The 17,411-nt window shown below is 64.6% G+C and carries 16 protein-coding genes; 9 read left to right on the top strand and 7 right to left on the bottom strand.

Going from position 1 to position 17,411, the window contains the following annotated elements:
* Positions 1 to 59: 59 nt before the first annotated feature.
* Together QUH67_RS26945 and QUH67_RS26940 are read right to left on the bottom strand one after the other, a co-directional pair.
* Positions 60 to 3,614: a molybdopterin cofactor-binding domain-containing protein gene (locus tag QUH67_RS26945; protein WP_300942426.1), complete on the bottom strand. Its 3,555-nt coding sequence runs from the start codon at positions 3,612 to 3,614 to the stop codon at positions 60 to 62.
* A complete protein-coding gene (locus QUH67_RS26940) occupies positions 3,614 to 4,096 on the bottom strand; it encodes a (2Fe-2S)-binding protein (RefSeq protein WP_300942425.1) in 483 nt (160 codons plus the stop codon). The genes QUH67_RS26945 and QUH67_RS26940 overlap by 1 nt, the downstream gene beginning before the upstream one ends.
* 285 nt (positions 4,097 to 4,381) lie before the next feature.
* On the opposite strand from QUH67_RS26940, the gene QUH67_RS26935 reads away from it, so the two are divergent.
* The 8 genes from QUH67_RS26935 to QUH67_RS26900 all read left to right on the top strand — a co-directional run bounded on the left by QUH67_RS26935 (position 4,382) and on the right by QUH67_RS26900 (position 12,651).
* Positions 4,382 to 5,827 carry a 6-hydroxynicotinate reductase gene (locus QUH67_RS26935; RefSeq protein ID WP_300942424.1) on the top strand — a complete coding sequence of 482 codons (1,446 nt, stop codon included), beginning with the start codon at positions 4,382 to 4,384 and terminating at the stop codon, positions 5,825 to 5,827.
* Positions 5,824 to 6,732, top strand: coding sequence for a UPF0280 family protein (locus QUH67_RS26930; RefSeq protein WP_300942422.1), 909 nt, complete (start codon positions 5,824 to 5,826; stop codon positions 6,730 to 6,732). The genes QUH67_RS26935 and QUH67_RS26930 overlap by 4 nt, the downstream gene beginning before the upstream one ends.
* 19 nt (positions 6,733 to 6,751) lie before the next feature.
* Complete coding sequence (locus QUH67_RS26925) at positions 6,752 to 7,336, top strand: amino acid synthesis family protein (protein ID WP_300942421.1); 585 nt, start codon at positions 6,752 to 6,754, stop codon at positions 7,334 to 7,336.
* Between the two features lie 24 nt (positions 7,337 to 7,360).
* On the top strand, positions 7,361 to 8,566 hold the full coding sequence (locus tag QUH67_RS26920) for an ABC transporter substrate-binding protein (protein WP_300942420.1): 1,206 nt from the start codon (positions 7,361 to 7,363) through the stop codon (positions 8,564 to 8,566).
* A gap of 224 nt (positions 8,567 to 8,790) precedes the next feature.
* On the top strand, positions 8,791 to 10,677 hold the full coding sequence (locus tag QUH67_RS26915) for an ABC transporter permease (protein ID WP_300942419.1): 1,887 nt from the start codon (positions 8,791 to 8,793) through the stop codon (positions 10,675 to 10,677).
* Positions 10,674 to 11,465, top strand: a complete 792-nt coding sequence (locus QUH67_RS26910; protein ID WP_300942417.1) for an ABC transporter ATP-binding protein — start codon at positions 10,674 to 10,676, stop codon at positions 11,463 to 11,465. The genes QUH67_RS26915 and QUH67_RS26910 overlap by 4 nt, the downstream gene beginning before the upstream one ends.
* Entirely contained in the window at positions 11,462 to 12,166 is a 705-nt protein-coding gene (locus QUH67_RS26905; RefSeq protein ID WP_300942415.1) for an ABC transporter ATP-binding protein, read from the top strand. The genes QUH67_RS26910 and QUH67_RS26905 overlap by 4 nt, the downstream gene beginning before the upstream one ends.
* A 29-nt stretch (positions 12,167 to 12,195) precedes the next feature.
* Positions 12,196 to 12,651, top strand: coding sequence for a MarR family winged helix-turn-helix transcriptional regulator (locus QUH67_RS26900; protein ID WP_300942414.1), 456 nt, complete (start codon positions 12,196 to 12,198; stop codon positions 12,649 to 12,651).
* A gap of 135 nt (positions 12,652 to 12,786) precedes the next feature.
* Here the strand turns inward: QUH67_RS26900 and QUH67_RS26895 are convergent, their stop codons facing one another.
* Together QUH67_RS26895 and QUH67_RS26890 are read right to left on the bottom strand one after the other, a co-directional pair.
* Complete coding sequence (locus QUH67_RS26895; protein ID WP_300942413.1) at positions 12,787 to 13,476, bottom strand: hypothetical protein; 690 nt, start codon at positions 13,474 to 13,476, stop codon at positions 12,787 to 12,789.
* A 137-nt stretch (positions 13,477 to 13,613) separates the two neighbouring features.
* Entirely contained in the window at positions 13,614 to 14,813 is a 1,200-nt protein-coding gene (locus QUH67_RS26890) for an amidohydrolase family protein (protein WP_300942412.1), read from the bottom strand.
* A 136-nt stretch (positions 14,814 to 14,949) separates the two neighbouring features.
* Here QUH67_RS26890 and QUH67_RS26885 point away from each other — a divergent pair, with 136 nt between their 5' ends.
* Entirely contained in the window at positions 14,950 to 15,723 is a 774-nt protein-coding gene (locus tag QUH67_RS26885) for a ferredoxin--NADP reductase (RefSeq protein WP_300942410.1), read from the top strand.
* Between the two features lie 113 nt (positions 15,724 to 15,836).
* On the opposite strand, the gene soxA is transcribed toward QUH67_RS26885, so the two are convergent.
* Genes soxA through QUH67_RS26870 form a run of 3 tightly spaced genes read right to left on the bottom strand, consistent with a single transcriptional unit; the run spans position 15,837 to position 17,406 of the window.
* Entirely contained in the window at positions 15,837 to 16,610 is a 774-nt protein-coding gene (gene soxA / locus QUH67_RS26880) for a sulfur oxidation c-type cytochrome SoxA (protein ID WP_300942409.1), read from the bottom strand.
* On the bottom strand, positions 16,607 to 16,927 hold the full coding sequence (gene soxZ, locus QUH67_RS26875) for a thiosulfate oxidation carrier complex protein SoxZ (protein ID WP_300942408.1): 321 nt from the start codon (positions 16,925 to 16,927) through the stop codon (positions 16,607 to 16,609). Before soxZ ends, soxA begins: the two co-directional genes overlap by 4 nt.
* Positions 16,927 to 17,406, bottom strand: a complete 480-nt coding sequence (locus QUH67_RS26870) for a SoxY-related AACIE arm protein (RefSeq protein ID WP_300942407.1) — start codon at positions 17,404 to 17,406, stop codon at positions 16,927 to 16,929. Before QUH67_RS26870 ends, soxZ begins: the two co-directional genes overlap by 1 nt.
* Positions 17,407 to 17,411: the final 5 nt, after the last annotated feature.

The raw sequence follows: 17,411 nt of genomic DNA, 5'->3' as shown, positions 1-17,411 counted from the left end.
TACCGTGCCGGGAGCCGCCCAACCAGTGGGTTCTGGCCTGGACATGGCAGACCGGCGCGCTATTCCTGCCGGATCCGGCCAACTGCCGCTTCAACGCCCGTCCAGCCCGGCTTGTCCGGAGCAAATTGCCGCCTGAGATAGGCTGCCAGTTCCGCCACTTGGCCGTCGGTCAGGCTGTCCTTGAAGGCCGGCATGTAGCCGAGGTCGGGTGCGGCCGGCTTGGCGATGCCGTGCAGGATCACCTGGATCAGGTTGTCAGGGGCAGTGCTGTGCAGATTGCTGTTCAGCGCCAGCGATGGCCGGCTGCCGAACAATGGCGCGCCGCCGACTTCGTGGCACACCGCGCAGGCGCCCTGGTAGATCCGGGCGCCGACGCTGGACGCGGCCGTGGCGCGCGTGCTGGTGGCGGTTTCCAGTCGCGTGGCGCGTGCTTGCTGCGCTGCGTCATCCATGGAGGTCTCGTTGAACGAGGCGAGATAGACCGCCATCGAGCGGATATCGGAATCCGGCAACGCCGCCAGTTCCTTTACCACAGGCGCCATCGGTCCCGCAGCAACGCCGTGAAGCCGCGACTCGCCGGTTCGCAAATAGGCGTAGAGTTCATCCTCGCTCCACGGGATCGGCGCCTGCGACAGCGACGTCAGCGCCGGCGCCTCCCAGCCTTCCGCGAACCCGCCGGCGAGATAGGCGGTTGCCTTCTCCGCGCCGAGCGCATTGCGCGGCGAATGGCAGGCGCTGCAATGGCCGAGGCCTTCCACCAGATAGGCGCCACGATTCCAGATCTCGGATTTCGCCGGGTCAGGCTGGAACACGGTCGGGTTGTGGAACAGCGCGTTCCAACCCGCCATCAGCGGCCGAAGGTTGAACGGAAACGCCAGCGCGTTCTGCGGCGTCTCCGCACGCACCGCCGGCTGCGCCATCAGATAGGCGTAGAGCGCCTGCATGTCGGCATCGGTGGTCTTGGCAAAGTGCGTGTACGGAAATGCCGGGTAGAGATGCCTTCCGTCGCGATGAATGCCTTCGCGCATCGCGCGCTCGAAGGCGGGATAGGACCACGCGCCGATTCCGGTTTCGACATCCGGCGTGATGTTGGTCGAGTGGATGATTCCGAACGGCGTTGCGAGCGGCTTTCCGCCGGCATTGAGGATGCCGTTTGCCGAGGTGTGGCAGACGGCGCAATCGCCGAGCGCGGCGAGTTGCTGGCCACGGGCGATGGTTGCGGCCGAATAAACTGACGCGTCCGGTCTCGCGATCGGCGCAATGGCGCGCCATGGCAGCGCCGCGGCGCCGATACCGATCGCGGCGGCGCATAGCGCGGCGGCCGTGGCGACTGCGCCGCGGTGCTCAGCGAAGGGTTTCCACCATCGGCCGGTCTCAAGCTGCGGCGCGGATACCGGGGGCGGCAAGGTCTCCGGCGCCGCCTGCTGCTCGCCGCGCAGCCCTCGCAAAATGCGCTCCGGCGTGAACGGCAATTCGCGAAAGCGAACCCCGGTTGCATCAAAGATAGCGTTGGCGATGGCCGCGGCACTGGGCACCGAGGCGGACTCGCCGACACCGAGCGGCGGCTGGTCCTGCCGCGGCAGCATCAGCACGTCGATGTCGGGCACCTCGGGGAATTTGATGATGGGGTAGGCGCCCCATTCGCGCGCCGTCACGGAGGTGCGGTCGAATGACACCTCCTCCATCAGCGCGCGGCTGGTCGACTGGATGACGTTGCCATGGATCTGGTGGCGCACACCGTCCGGATTGATCATCAACCCGGAATCCTGCCCCGCGACGACACGCGTCACGCTGACATCGCCGGTCGCCTTGTTGACGGCGACGTCGGCGATCCAGGCCGACCACGCCGCACCATAGCCGGGAAACTTGCTGTGGACGTAGAGCGCATAGGCGAAGCCGCGCCCGCGCACGATGTCGCCCTCGGCTTCCGGCTCCTGCCGTACCGGCCGCGGCTTCCAGCCGGCGCGTTCGGCCACCGCATTGACGAGATCGATGGCGCGAGAATCCTTCAAAAAGCGCAGGCGGTATTCGATTGGATCGACGCCGGCCTCGCTGGCGCATTCGTCGATCCAGGATTCATGCGCAAAGGTGTTCGGCAACGCCGAGACGCCGCGCAGCCATGCGGCCCGCACGATCGGCGGCATGTCGTGGGCGACCACGCGGAGATTGTCGTAGTCGTAGGGCGGGATCGCGGTGCGGTCGCCCATCTCGAAGATGGCGGGCGTGTGCGGGACGGCGCCGGTGAGCAGCAACGCCAGCGTCGGCGCGCCGTTCGATGGATAGCGCGTGGCAAAATCGTAGCCGGCGACGCTGCCGTCGGCGTTCAATCCGCCATTGACATCCATCAACTGCGCGGTGCCCTTCGGCTCCCAGGCGTGCTCCTGCTCGCGCGTCAGCTGTACGCGCACCGGCCGGCCGACGGCCCGCGACAACAATACCGCGTCGGCTGTGACGTCGTCGGCGCAGTTCCGACCGTAACAGCCGGCGGCCTCCATCCGGATCACCTCGATCTCGGCTTCGCGCCGATGGATCAGCCGTGCCAGTTCGGTGCGCAGATGGTGCGGGTTCTGCGTCCCGGACCAGACCCGCGTCAGATCCTCCTGATAGTCGGCGACCGCGCAGGACGGGCCGATCGAGGCGTGCATCTGGTAGGGCCAGATGTAGGTGCGCGACATCGGTTTGGCGGCGCCGGCGATCGCGGCATCGACATTGCCTTTGTCGATCAGCGTTCGCGGCGTCGATGGGTTGGCCCGTAGCGCGGTCTCGATGTCCTTGAGGTCGGGCAGCGTCGGTACCGGCTTCCAGGTTACCTTGAGCTGCGCCGCCGCCTTGATCGCATTTTCCTCGCGCTCGGCGACGACGCCGAGGAAGTCGCCGATCCTCACGACGGCGACGAGCCCGGGGATATGGCCGACCGATGCCTCGTCGACTGCGATCAGGCTGTCGCCGATGAAATCGCCGACATCGACGCCGGCATAGGGCGGGCGCACGACGCGGCCATGCAGCATGCCCGGCACGCGCATATCGTGAACGTAGACCAGTTCGCCGGTCGCCTTGGCCGGCAAATCGATGCGCGGCACGGATTGGCCGACGATGGTGTAGGCACCGACAGATTTCACGGGGACATCATCGGCCAGCTCAAGCCGGATGGTCTCGCCTGCGATCAATTCGCCATAGCTGACGCTGCGATTATCCTTGCCGCGGATCAGGCCGTCCTCGATGACAAGTGCTTCGACAGGAATATCCAGCCGCTCCGCCGCGCGTGCGACCAGAAACTGTCGCGCCTGCGCGGCGGCCTTGCGCAGCGGTACGGCCGTGATCTGGATCGTCTCGCTGGCAATCGTAGCCCCCTGATTGGGGACGAGCGCAGTGTCCCCCAGCACGACGATGACACGCGCAAAGGACACATCGAGCTCGTCGGCGACGATCTGTCCGAGCGCGGTGCGGATGCCGGTGCCGAGGTCGACATGGCCATTATAGGCGGTGACCGATCCGTCGGCGGTGATCTTGATGAAGGTCTCGAACTTGACGGCCTCGACGGGCGAGGCGGGGCGGACGACGGACAGCGTGCCTTGCGGCCGGCTGCGATCCTCGGTCGTGTCGGGTGCCGTCATCACGTCTGCGCCTCAACGGCACGGCCCGCCGCGCGCATCGCCGCACGCATGATTTCGACATGCGCGCCGCACCGGCAGAGATGATGACGCAGCGCTTCCATGACTTCATCGTCCGACGGGTGAGGGGAGCGCAACAACAGCGCCTTGGTCGCGATGATCATGCCGTTCAGGCAATAGCCGCATTGCGCCGCCTGTTCGTGAATGAAGGCCTGCTGCACGGGGTCGGGATGCTCGCGCGTGCCGAGACCTTCGAGCGTCACGATGTCGCGGCCGCTGCAGCCCTCGATCGGTATCACGCAGGAACGCGCCGCGACGCCATCAATCAGCACTGCGCAGGCGCCGCATTCGCCGAGCCCGCAGCCATATTTCGGTCCGTTCAGCGCGAGGTCGTTGCGCAGCACATAGAGCAATGCGGTATCCGGCGCGGCAACCACGTCGCTGGTCGTGCCGTTGACGGTCAGGCGCATCGTGCTCTGCGTCATGGTCCCCAAGTCCTCGCTGCGCTGCAAAATCGTGCGCGGGATGCCCTGCGAAAGATACCGTTTGTGTACAAACGTGCAAGCGCGCCAACCGCGCCGCAGCGCGCTGCTCGCTTTATGAACAGGGAAGCGAGGCAAATGAGCTATTATGCGGCAGCCAAGATTTTTGGCTTGCGGGCCCGCTTGACAGCGTTCAAGTCCGCGAGCAACATCATTCGTATACGAACAAAGTGACGGGCTGCGAGGAAGCGGCTCCGTTCGGCGCCTTCTCGACCGCAGGCTTGTTCAATGACCGATGCGACCGTCGCCGGTGGCGACAAGATCCGCTGCGATGCCTGTCCGGTGATGTGCTACATCAAGCCGGGCGCGGCGGGCGCGTGCGATCGCTATGCCAATCAAAACGGCGAACTGGTGCGCGTCGACCCGCATATCGTGCTGGAGCGGACGGTATCGCATGGCGGACGGCTGGTGCCGTTCCAGGCCGGCGGCGATTGGGACGGCAAGATCGTCCATCAGCCGGACGTGTTCGTCACCGCCATTGGCGCCGGCACCACCTATCCCGATTACAAGCCGGCGCCCTTCATCGTGTCCTCGGAAGTCGATGGTGTCGACATGGTCACGGTCGTGACCGAAGGCATTTTCAGCTATTGCGGCGTCAAGGTGAAGATCGACACCGACCGCTATCTCGGCCCGGAAACCGCAGCCGTCCGCGCGGAAGGCGAGATGATCGGCCATGTCACGACCAGCGAATACGGCTCGCAGATGCTCTCGCTCGGCGGCGTGCATCACCTGACCGGCGGATCCAAGAAGGAAGGCCGCGTCACCTGCGACGCGCTGATGGACCTCTCCAACTGCAAGCCAGTGGAACTGACCATCGACGGCGGCGCCACGGTTGTGGTGCAGGCCGGCTATCCCCCCATCGTCAATGGCGTTGCCGAAGAGCGCATGCGGGTGGGCTGCGGCTCGGCGACCATCGGCATGTTCGCCAAGCAGTGGTTGGGCAAGGTCGATGAAGTCGTGGTGGTGGATGACCACATCACCGGTGTTCTCTCGGAACATCAGGCCGGCAAGTTGCTCGATATCCCAGATACCGGGATCAAGATGAAGGGACGGCGCTCGACGCCGGGCCGCTACTTCCAGGTCGCCGATCCCGGCACCGGCTGGGGCGGCACCAATATTTCCGATCCGCTGTCGGTGCTGGGGCCGTTCAATCCCAAGGAGGCGCGGCCCGGCCTGACCATGCTGATGGTCTCGACCACGGGCGAACACGCGGCCTATTACGAGCTGGACGAAGCGTTACGGCCGATCGAGAAGCAGATGCCGCCAGATCTGAGATTCTCGGTCGAGCGCATCCAGGAGAATTGCGAGCCGGCACTTTGCACGGTGCTGTTCATGGGCGGTGCCGGCGGCTCGCTGCGTGCAGGGGTCACCGATAATCCGGTGCGGCTGACGCGCTCGGTCAAGGACGCGCTGACGCGTGTCACCAGCGGCGGTGCACCGGTGTATGTCTGGCCCGGCGGCGGCATCACTTTCATGGTCGACGTCACGCAGATGCCGGCCGGCGCGTTCGGCTATGTGCCGACGCCGGCGCTGGTGGCGCCGATCGAATTCACGCTCAAACTTTCCGATTATGCGGCGCTGGGCGGCCACATGGATCACGTGCGCCCGCTGGCGTCACTGCGGGACACCACCGAAACCCGCCCGATGCCGTATGTGCCGGGACAGCGTGCATGAGGCGGTTCCCGCAAATCGCGCTTCTTCCTGACGGCAAGCGGCTGCATTTGCAGGATGGTCCGATCGATCTGATCATCGGGGCGCGGGGGAGTGAAGGTGAGGTAGGCGCCGCCTACGAGACCGCGGCGCGGCGCTTCAACGGTTTGCTCGATGAACTCTGCGAGGAATTGAGCGAGCTTCGAAAGGCTGTCGATCCGGCCTGCAGCGCGCTCAGCGGCGTCGTCGCGCGCCGCATGCATGCGGCGGTGGTGCCATTTGCGGCCGGGCAATTTATCACGCCGATGGCCGCCGTCGCCGGCAGCGTTGCGGAAGAGATTCTCGGCGCCATGCTTGCCGCGGCGCGGCTCGATCGCGCCTACGTCAACAATGGCGGCGACATCGCTTTGCATCTGACCGGCGCCGAACAGTTCGCCGTTGGGCTGATGGATCGGCCGGACCATCGCGGCGTGATGCAAACCATCAGCATCGAGGCCGGCGATCCTGCACGCGGCATCGCGACCAGCGGATGGCGTGGCCGTAGCTTTTCGCTGGGGATCGCCGACGCGGTGACGGTGCTGGCGAAAACGGCGTCGCAGGCCGATGCTGCGGCCACTGTCATCGCCAATGCCGTTGATCTGCCCGGTCATCCCGGGATTGTTCGGCAGCCCGCAAGTGAATTGCAGCCCGACAGCGATCTCGGTGGGCGCCTTGTCACGCGCGGTGTCGGCACGCTCGCGGCGGACGAGATCGACGAAGCCTTGAGCGCAGGGGTTGGCCGGGCACAGCAATTGCTTGCGGCGGGATTGATTGAAGGTGCGGCCTTGCGTCTACTAGGCGAGACGGCCGTGGTGGGATCAACAGGGATCAGGGCAAGGGCGCTGCCGGCGTTTCGTGGCAGTGCGCTGGCCGGAGTAGCGCGTGTTTGATCGGGAGCGAGGCTGACAGATGAGCGCGATCATTCGCAAGATCGTCACGGTGGTCGAGGAAACCTATCTCGAGATGGGTCAGAAGGTCGCGCCGCCGACACGGCGGGCAGCGGCGATTGCCGTTATCGAAAATCCGTTTGCCGGCAGGTACGTCGAGGATCTCTCGCCCTTGATTGAAATCGGCGAGGAACTCGGCGATCTGCTTTCCAAGAGAGCGGTCGCAGCCCTCGGCATCGACGGCGCCAAGGCGCACAGTTACGGCAAGGCGGCCGCCGTCGGCGAAAACGGCGAACTCGAACATGCCGCCGCTATCCTGCATCCCAAGATGGGTGCGCCGGTGCGCAAGGTGTTGGGCAAGGGCGCGGCGCTGATCCCGTCGTCCAAGAAGCGCAGCGGGCCGGGGACGACGCTGGACATTCCACTCGGGCACAAGGACGCAGCCTTCGTGCGCAGCCATTTCGACGGGATGGAAGTGCAGATCAACGACGCGCCGCGTGCCAACGAGATCATGGTCGCGGTGGCGGTCACCGACAGCGGCAGGCCATTGCCGCGCGTCGGCGGGTTGACGGTTTCGGAAGTCAAAGGCGAAGACGGTTTACGATAATTTCACAGATTATTGGAGGTAGGGATGCGACGTAGACACGTACTGGGAGCAGGTTTGGCGATCGCGGTTGCGGGCATGGCCGGCAACGCCATGGCGCAGCAGGGCGAGATCAAGATCGGCGAGATCAACAGCTATTCGCTGTTGCCGGCCTTCACCGAGCCCTATCGCAAGGGCTGGCAACTCGCGGTCGAGGAAATCAATGCGGCCGGTGGCATCAACGGCAAGAAGCTGGTCGTCATCTCCAAGGACGACGGCGGCAAGCCGGCGGACGCGCAGACTGCGGCCAACGAACTGGTGTCGAGCGAGAACGTGGCGATGCTGACCGGTACGTTTCTGTCCAATATCGGTCTGGCTGTCTCTGATTTCGCCAACCAGAAGAAAGTTTTCTTCCTGGCAGCCGAACCGCTGACCGACGCCATCACCTGGTCCAAGGGCAATCGTTACACCTTCCGCCTGCGTCCATCGAACTACATGCAGGCGGCGATGCTGGTGGAAGAGGCGGCCAAGCTGCCCGCCAAGCGCTGGGCGACGATCGCGCCGAACTATGAATATGGCCAGTCCGCGGTCGCGGTGTTCAAGAAGCTGATGTCGGAGAAGCGCCCGGACATCCAGTGGGTCGACGAGCAGTGGCCGCCGCAGGGCAAGATCGACGCCGGTCCGGTGGTGCAGGCGGTTGCCGCGGCCAATCCCGAGGCGATCCTTAACGTCACCTTTGGCGCCGATCTGGTCAAGCTCGTGCGCGAAGGCAATACCCGCGGCCTGTTCAAGAATCGCGCGGTGGTGTCGTTCCTGACCGGCGAGCCAGAATATCTCGATCCGCTGAAGGACGAAACGCCGGAAGGATGGATCGTCACGGGTTACCCCTGGTACGACATCAAGACGCCGGACCATGACAAGTTCCTTAAGGCCTATCAGGCCAAGTTCAACGACTATCCGCGGCTCGGCTCGATCGTCGGCTACCAGACCATCAAGGCGGCCGCAGCGATCCTGACGAAAGCCAATTCGACCGATCCGGAGAAGCTGATCGCGGCGACCGAAGGCCTGTCGATGCCGTCGCCGTTCGGCGAGATCACCTTCCGCAAGATCGACCACCAGTCGACGCTTGGCGCCTATGTCGGCAAGACCGCGCTGAAGGACGGCAAGGGCGTGATGGTGGATTCCGTCTATCGCAAGGGCTCGGACTATCTGCCGAGCGATGCGGAAGTTGGAAAGCTTCGCCCGAAGGAGTGAGGACGCCTCTCCCTCGCCCCGCTCTTCGCGGGGAGAGGCTCGGGGTGAGGGGCTCTCTCCCCAAGTTGTGCACTATCGATACGCCTGTACTCCCTCACCCGGATCGCAAGGGCGATCCGACCTCTCCCCGCAAGCGGGGCGAGGTAAGAAAGACCTCATCCTGAGGCGGCGCGAAGCGCCGTCTCGAAGGATGAACGCCCGTTCTGCACCAACCCGGACCGCCCATGGCCTTCTACTTCGTTCAGTTCCTGACCGGTCTCGCCAGCGCGGCGTCGTTGTTCCTGGTCGCGTCAGGCCTGTCCATCATCTTCGGCGTGACGCGGATTGTGAATTTTGCCCATGGCGCGTTCTATATGCTCGGCGCCTATGTCGCGTTCACGCTGACCGAGCGCTTCGCCGGCGCGTTTGGCTTCTGGGGCGGCATCCTCGTTGCGGCGCTTATCGTTGCCGTCGTCGGCGTGCTGGTCGAGATGGTGCTGCTGCGGCGGATCTACCACGCGCCGGAACTGTTCCAGTTGCTGGCGACCTTCGGCCTCACGCTGATGGTCCAGGATATCGTGGTGCTGATCTGGGGTCCGGACGATCTGCTCGGCCGCCGCGCGCCCGGCTTCAAGGGGGCGGTCGAATTCTTCGGCCAGAATATCCCGAGCTATGATTTGTTCCTGATTGCGCTCAGCCCAATCGTGCTTGGCGGGCTCTGGCTGCTATTCCAGCGCACACGTTGGGGAATTCTGGTCCGCGCAGCGACGCAGGACCGCGACATGGTGGCGGCGCTCGGCGTCAATCAGAAATGGCTGTTCACCAGCGTGTTTGCGCTCGGCGTCTTTCTCGCGGCGCTCGGCGGCGCGCTGCAGATCCCGCGCGATGCGGTGCATCACGCGCTGGATCTTCGCATCATCGTCGACGTGTTCGTGGTGGTGGTGATCGGCGGCCTCGGTAGCATCATCGGCGCTTTCGTCGCCGCCGTGCTAGTTTCCGAACTGAACGCCTTCGGCATTCTCATCTTCCCAAAGATCTCCATCATCCTGGTTTTCCTTGTCATGGCGGTGGTGCTGATCGTGCGGCCGTGGGGCCTGTTCGGCAGGCCGGAAGCCGCCGCGCGCCGCACGCCGGGATTGACCGTCAATCCATGGCGGCCGCTCACCTCGGGTGAGCGCATGCTGTCGCTCGGCGCGCTGGCCGTGGCCGCCATGCTGCCGCTGTTCGCCGGCAACTATGCGCTGACGGTCGGTTCGGAGATCGCGATCTTCGTGATCTTTGCCGCCAGCCTGCACTTCCTGATGTCGGTCGGCGGGCTCGCCTCGTTCGGCCACGCCGCCTATTTCGGGCTTGGCGCCTATGGCGTCGCTTTCCTCGCCAAGGCGGCGGGGCTGCCGATGATCGTCTCGCTGTTGCTTGGCCCGCTGCTGGGCCTGCTGGGCGCTGCCGTTTTCGGCTTCTTCGCCGTTCAGCTCTCGGGCGTCTATTTTGCGATGCTGACGCTGGCCTTTGCGCAGATCGTCTGGTCGATCGCGTTCCAGTGGGTGGCAGTAACCGGCGGCGACAACGGCATCCTGGGCGTCTGGCCGGACAAGTGGGCCTCGGGCCCGGCCAGTTTTTACTGGCTGTCTTTGGGTATCGCCGCGCTCGCGGTCACGGTGCTGCGGGTGATCGTGTTCTCGCCGTTCGGTTTTGCGTTGCGCGCGACGCGTGACTCGCCGCTGCGCAGCGAGGCGATCGGTATCAACGGCAAGCGCGTGCAATGGACGGCGTTCGTCATATCAGGCACGGTTGCGGGCATTGGCGGTGCGCTGTTTGCCTATCTGAAGGGAAGCGTGTTTCCCGACAGCCTCGGCATCTCGCTGTCTGTCGATGCGCTGGTCATGGTGCTGCTCGGCGGCGTCGAGACGGTTTCCGGCGCGGTCATCGGTGCCATCGTGTTCAAGGCGGCCAACATCTGGCTGGTCAGCCAGACCGATCTGTCGAAGCTGGTGCTCGGCGGCTTCATCGTGCTGATGGTGGTGGCGTTCCCGAAGGGAATCGTCGGCACGCTGGAGACGATCAGGAATCGCTGGCGGTCTCCTGAGAAAAAAGCCGCGCTGGCCACCTCCCGGATTGAGGTCGCCGAATGAGCACGGTCCCCACATTGCTGTCGGTCGAGGGCCTCAGCAAATCCTACGGTGGCGTCCATGCCGTTCGCAGCGTGTCGTTCGAACTGCGCGCGGGCGAAATCCTGGCGTTGATTGGCCCGAACGGCGCTGGAAAAAGCACCTGCTTCGACATGCTCAACGGCCAGAACACGCCGGACAGTGGTCGCATCACCCTGCTCGGCGAGGAAACCGTCGGCCGCAAGCCGCGCGCGGTCTGGCGGCTAGGGGTCGGGCGCACCTTCCAGATCACCGCGACATTCCCGACCATGACGGTGCGGGAAAACGTGCAGGTCGCGCTGGTGTCCTATGGCAGGCAATTGTTCAATCTCTGGGGCTCGACCGCGAATTATGCGCGCGAGGAGGCCGGCCGGCTGCTCGATCTCGTCGGCATGGGCGCCTATGCCGAGCGGCCCTGCGGCGAGCTGGCCTATGGCGATCTCAAGCGGCTGGAGCTCGCAATCGCGCTCGCCAACCAGCCGAAACTGTTGCTGATGGACGAGCCGACCGCCGGCATGGCGCCGCGCGAGCGGATCGAACTGATGCGGCTCACCGCGCGGATCTCCCGCGAGCAATCGATCGGCGTGCTGTTCACCGAGCACGACATGGACGTGGTGTTCGAACATGCCGATCGCATCCTGGTGCTCAACCGCGGCAGCCTGATTGCCGAAGGTTCGCCTGCGGAAGTCCGCGGCAACCCGCAGGTACGCGCCATCTATCTCGGCGAAGGTCTAGTATACGACGCACGCCACCGCGAGGGAGCCGGCGCATGAAGCTGCAGGTCGCCGATCTCAACAGCTTTTACGGCCCGGCGCATATCCTGTTCGATATCGCGCTCGAAGTCGGCGAGGGCGAGGTGGTCGCGCTGTTGGGACGCAACGGCGCCGGCAAATCGACCACGTTCCGCTCCATCGTCGGCCTGGTCGAGAACCGCTCGGGACGGATAGTATTCGAGGGCAAGGATGTCTCGCGCGAGCCGACGCACGCGATCGTGCGCGGCGGGCTTGGTTACGTGCCGGAAGAGCGGCGCATCTTCACGGACCTGACGGTCGAGGAAAACCTCGAAGTCGGCCGCCAGCCGACGCGGCCCAACGCGCCGCAATGGACGCGCGAAAAGCTGTTCACGCTGTTTCCCAACCTCGGTGAAATGCGCAACCGCCCGGGCGGACGCATGAGCGGCGGCGAGCAGCAGATGCTGACCATCGCGCGGACGCTGATGGGCAACCCGTCGCTGGTGCTGCTCGACGAACCCTCCGAAGGGCTGTCGCCGAAGATCGTGGAGCAGATGGTCGATGCCATCCTCGCGATGAAGCGGGAAGGCGTCAGCATCGTGGTCTCCGAGCAGAACCTGCATTTCGCGCGGCTGATCTCGGACCGCGCCTACATCATCGAGCGCGGCAAGATCTGCTTCGGCGGCACGATGGCGGAACTCGATGCGCGGCCGGACATCCGCGACGCGCATCTCTCACTGTAGGCGGCAGGCAGAAAGGGACGGGGGCGTAGATGGCCAAGGGTGTTTCGCCAAAACGAGCCATCAAGCCGGCGCGACCGTCGTACATTCTCGATGAACAGATCGGCTTCATCCTGCGCCAGGTCTCGCAGCGCCATGCCACCATCTTCGCCCAGGGCATCGGCATCAACCTGACGCCGACGCAATGGGCGGCGCTCGCCAAACTGAACGAGACCGGGCCGTGCTCACAAAACCTGCTCGGCCGGCTGACGGCGATGGACGTCGCCACCATCAAGGGCGTGATCGATCGCCTGACCGCGCGCGGGCTGACCGAGACCAGCCCGGACCCTGAGGACGGCCGCCGCCTGTTGGTGAGCCTGACGCGCGCCGGCCAGCAACTGGCCGAAAAGTCTGCACCGAACGCGCTAGCAATCTCGCGGGAGACGCTGGCGCCGCTCGATGCGAAGGAGCGCGAGACATTGATGGCGCTGCTCGACCGGCTGCGGTGAGCGGGCCACAGAAGAGATGGCGGCGGACCGGTGAAGATGACTGTTGGGCGTTCATCGCAGGGTCCGGACTCAAAATATCGAAAACAACCCCATGCAAAGTAGAACGGAGGTCGCAGTGGCGACCCGGTTCCATCGTCAGCTTCGCCCCGGCCATCGGGCGCGATAGCGGATTTCGCTGCCATCGGCATTGGCCTGCCATGACCCGAATTCCGCAGCATGCGGCGCCTTGTCTGAAAGGCCGATGAGGTAGAGCCGGTCGGGCTGGCCCTTGATCTTGATCTCCAACCGCCGATACGCGGTGCGAAACGCGAGTTCGACATAGCCGGCAACGACCGGACTTTCGCCATCGCGGCGGAACTGGTCGGGCTGCATCTCGCCCGGCATGGTGTTCAGGTCGGTCTGAAGCTCGGCCGTTATGTCACGGGCGGAGCCCGGCAATGTAGATCCCGCCGGGAGGCGAACTTCAAAGACGAGAAGCGGGTTGGGGGCGTTCGGATTGAGCCAGGGCGTTGCCGTCGTGACGGCGTAGACATAATAGGAGGCGCCGGCTGCGGCGCAGAGCCCAATCAGAACGGCCGATGCCTTCATGCTGCTGCGGAACAGCCCATCGCTGTTTTTCCCGCCGCCCCGCCGCCTCGCGAGCGCCGTGCCGAGCAAGAGGCCCGCGATGGCGCCGCATGGCGCGAATACCAATAGCGCCAGCATGCCGGACATGATCGGATCGGCCGGGTTTCCGAAGCCAACCAGTTCCAGCAGCAGCAACGTTGCGACAAAGCCTATGACAGCGCCGACGACCCCGCCGGCGACTTGCAGCGAATTCTTCAAATGTTCCTCGGTGGTGAGAGCAGGTGTCCATCAGGCCTGCCCGCATTCGTCGCGATCACCGCCGATTTGTTCACCGCTTTCGAGGCTTGATGCGACTTTCACATCTGCACGCACGCATTCGTGATGCGTGAAGGGCATTAATGCCCGCTAACGATCTCTGGAACCCTGCCCGCCGGCGGGGTGTTGCGGCTGCGTTGGGTGCGGATGATGCCGTCGATGATGGTCATGCCGATGCCGGGCAGGTCGCCGAGCTGAACGCTTTCGAGGATGTTCTTGCCGGGCGAGTGCTGGGCCATGTCCATCAGGACGAAATCAGCGGAGCGGCCGACTTCGATGATGCCGCAATCGAGCTCGCGCATGCGCGCAGTATTGCCGGTTGCCAGGCAGAACGCGAGTTCGGCGGGCAGGTCGCCAAGCGAGGACAGCATCGACACCATCCGCAAGATACCGAGCGGCTGCACGCCGGAGCCGGCCGGCGCGTCGGTGCCGAGGATGACACGGTTGAGGTCGCCCATCTCGCGCGCGATGCGCAGCGTGAACAGCGCCGAGCGCTCATTGCCGTTGTGAACCAGTTCCAGCCCACGCTTGCAACCCTCGCAGATACAGCGGATCTGGTCGTCGGGCAGGGCGGTGTGGCCACCATTGATATGGCCGACCACGTCGGTGTCGGCTTCCAGCACCACGTCCTTGTCGATCAGGCCGGAGCCGGGAATGGAGGGGCCGCCGGTGTGGATCGTGCTCTGGATGCCATACTTGCGCGCCCATCCGACCATTTTCCGTGCCGTCGGCCCGTCCTTGACGCCGCCGAGGCCGACTTCGCCGAGCAGTTTGACGCCGGCCGCGGCCAATTCCTTGAAGTCGTCCTCGACCATCTCGCACTCGATGACCGGCGCGCCAGCATGAACCTTCACGCCGCCAGGCCGCAGGGTCCAGAACGCGCGCTGCGCAAAGATCGCCATCGCCTTCAACCCGACGACATCGCGGGGGCGGCCGGGCATGTGAACCTCGCCGGCCGAGATCATGGTGGTGACCCCGCCGTGCAGATAGCTGTCGATCCAGTTGGTCTGGTTCTGCCGGGGCGTCCAGTCGCCGGCGACCGGGTGGACGTGGCTGTCGATCAGGCCCGGGGCGACGGTGGTGCCGTTGGCATCGACGATCGTGGTGGCACCCTCGGTGTCGACGTCCTTGAAGCGGCCGATCGCGGTGATCTTGCCGTTTTCGGCCACGATCGTGTCCCCGTCCAGGATCGGCTTCTCCAGCGCCCCCGACAGCAGCAGCCCGATATTGCGGATCACCAGCTTGCTGGGACCGGTCGCCTGGGGTGCGTCGTGGGCCATGGTTTTTCCTTTTGGTTCAATGCCTTCGGCGGACATTCTGCCCGGCTTGACGATCGGATCAAGCTGGATTATTCATTCGTATACGAACGATCGTATACGAATGATGCGGCCGGTCAATCGGCCTGGGAACGGTGCGATGAGCAATTTCAACCAGGAAAGCGTGCTGAGCGTCCATCACTGGACCGATACGCTGTTCAGCTTCACCACCACGCGCGATCCCTCGTTCCGTTTCCGCAATGGCGAATTCACCATGATCGGGCTCAAGGTCGGCGAGAGGCCGCTGCTCCGCGCCTACTCGGTCGCCAGCGCCAATTACGAGGACCGGCTCGAGTTCTTCTCGATCAAGGTGCCGGACGGCCCGCTGACCTCGCGGCTCCAGCACCTCAAGCAGGGCGACGAGATCATCGTCAGCCGCAAGGCCACCGGCACGCTGGTCATCGATAACCTTGAGAACGGCCGCAACCTCTATCTGATCGGCACCGGCACGGGCCTGGCCCCGTTTCTTTCCGTGATCAAGGATCCCGAGACCTATGAGCGGTTCGAGAAGGTGGTGCTGCTGCACGGCTGCCGCCGCGTCAAGGAACTCGCTTATGGCGAGATGATCACCGAGAAGCTGCCGAACGACGAGCTGATCGGTGAATATATCCGCAACCAGCTGGTCTATTACCCGACCGTGACCCGCGACCCCTTCCGCAACCGCGGCCGTATCACCGACCTGATCAACTCAGGAAAACTGTTCGCTGATATTGGCCTCGCCTCGCTCGACCCCGTCCATGACCGCGTCATGATCTGCGGCAGCCCGGCGCTGGTGACGGACACGCGTGCGCTGCTGGGCGGCAAGGGATTCGTCGAAGGCAATCACGGCGAGCCGGCGCAGTTCGTGGTCGAGAAGGCGTTCGCGGAGCGGTAGTCGCTCAAATCGCGATAAGGTAGGATGGGTTGAGCTCTTCGCGAAACCCATCAATCACATGTGCGGAAGGATGATGGGTTTCGCGAAGAGCTCAACCCATCCTTCGCACCGCCCTAAGGCCGCACCGCCGGCGCTTCCATTCTCATGCCGCGCGCCCGCGACATTAGATACAATTCCAGTTCGACCAGCTCCGGCGCGCCGTAGTCATAGGCCTGTGCCCGGATGCCTGACATACAGGCGCGCAGGCGCCGTTGCAGCGAGCCCAGCGATTGCCATTCCAGCCGGTAGAGCGGGTAACCGGTCGGGTGTCCCTGCGTGATCGCAGAGCCGGCGAGCTTTTTGTCCCAATTATCGTCATGGCAGTTGGTGCAGCCGAGATTGAGCTGCCCTTGCCGTCGCACATAGTGCTGGCGGCCCTTTTCGATGAACGGCGCCAGTTGCGGGTCGGTGCTGCTTTCGATCTTTTCGCCTCGCGACTGTCGCGCGACAAAGGCCGTGAGCGCCAGCAAATCGCGGCTCTCGAAAGGCAATGGCGTCGCCTGCTGCTGGTTGGTCCGGCACGAATTGATGCGCTGCTCCAGGTCGATCGGGCGGCCGGCTGTCTTGTCGAAGGCGGGGTAGCGCGCGGCCACGCCCTTCATGCTGGTGCGGGGATCGTCGTGGCAATCGGCGCAGGCCTTGCCGGCGGAGCCCACCTTGCGCTTCCATACGCTTTCGCCCTCAAGCACCCAGAGCATCCCCGGGTTGGCGGTATCCTCATCCTGCATCGCCTTGGTGTCCGGCTTCATGAAGTCGTAGCCGGAGCGGCGTTCGGCAGGCGGGATTTCGGCGGCCATTGCCGGGACCGCGATCAGCAGCGCGACGGCTATGGCGCCTACGAATCTCATTCGACTGTGATCGAAGCGGATGCAGTTTCGGAAAACCCGTGGTCGCCGGTCCATTCAAACTCGAACTTGCCGCTCTCGGTCGCCGTCGTGAAGAAGGTGATGAAGGGGTTGGCGGAGATGGCTGGAAACAGGTCGGCGCGGAAAATCTCCGATCCGTTGAAGCGGCACGTAAAGCTTGTGATGATGTCACGCGGAACGAGTTCGCCTGAAGCCATATGGCGATAGCCGGTTTCCATGACATGCGACATCAGCGTCTTGATCTCGATAATATCGCCGCGCTTGGCTTTCGCCGGAACGTTGATCAGTGCGGCGGCCATCAGATCACATCCTCGGTGCAGGCCGCGAGCGTCACCACGACATCGACGCTGGCCGACCAGAACGACCCGTCCGAAAGCTTTGCGATCGCGACGATCTGCTGGCTGTCGGCGAGGCGAATGCGGGTCGAGATCTGCGCGCGGCCGTTATGCGGGCCGAGATGGAAATTGGCGATGTTGGCTTGCGGGTTCTTTTCGTTGAAGACGTGGATGCTGCGGACGTGATCTTCCGGGGCCATCGGGTGGTTGACGCTGACCGTCATCGGAACGGTGTTGCCGTTCTCGACCAGCGGCGGGATGTCGACCTTGACCTTTCCGGTCCGCACCGCCGCGCCGCCGGTGACGCTCCGGATCGCGGAGACGAGCATCGCGGGCGTCGCCTCGGCGGGGCGAACGGTCACGACCGGGATGGCGCCGAGCACGGCCGTGCTACCGGCGAGGCCGAGGAACTGGCGGCGTGAGGATTGGGGCGGTTGCTGCATCATGT

Source organism: Bradyrhizobium roseum (assembly GCF_030413175.1).
GTDB lineage: Bacteria > Pseudomonadota > Alphaproteobacteria > Rhizobiales > Xanthobacteraceae > Bradyrhizobium > Bradyrhizobium roseum.
Note: the sequence above shows the minus strand (reverse complement) of the source record. Positions and strands in the feature narration are given on the sequence as shown.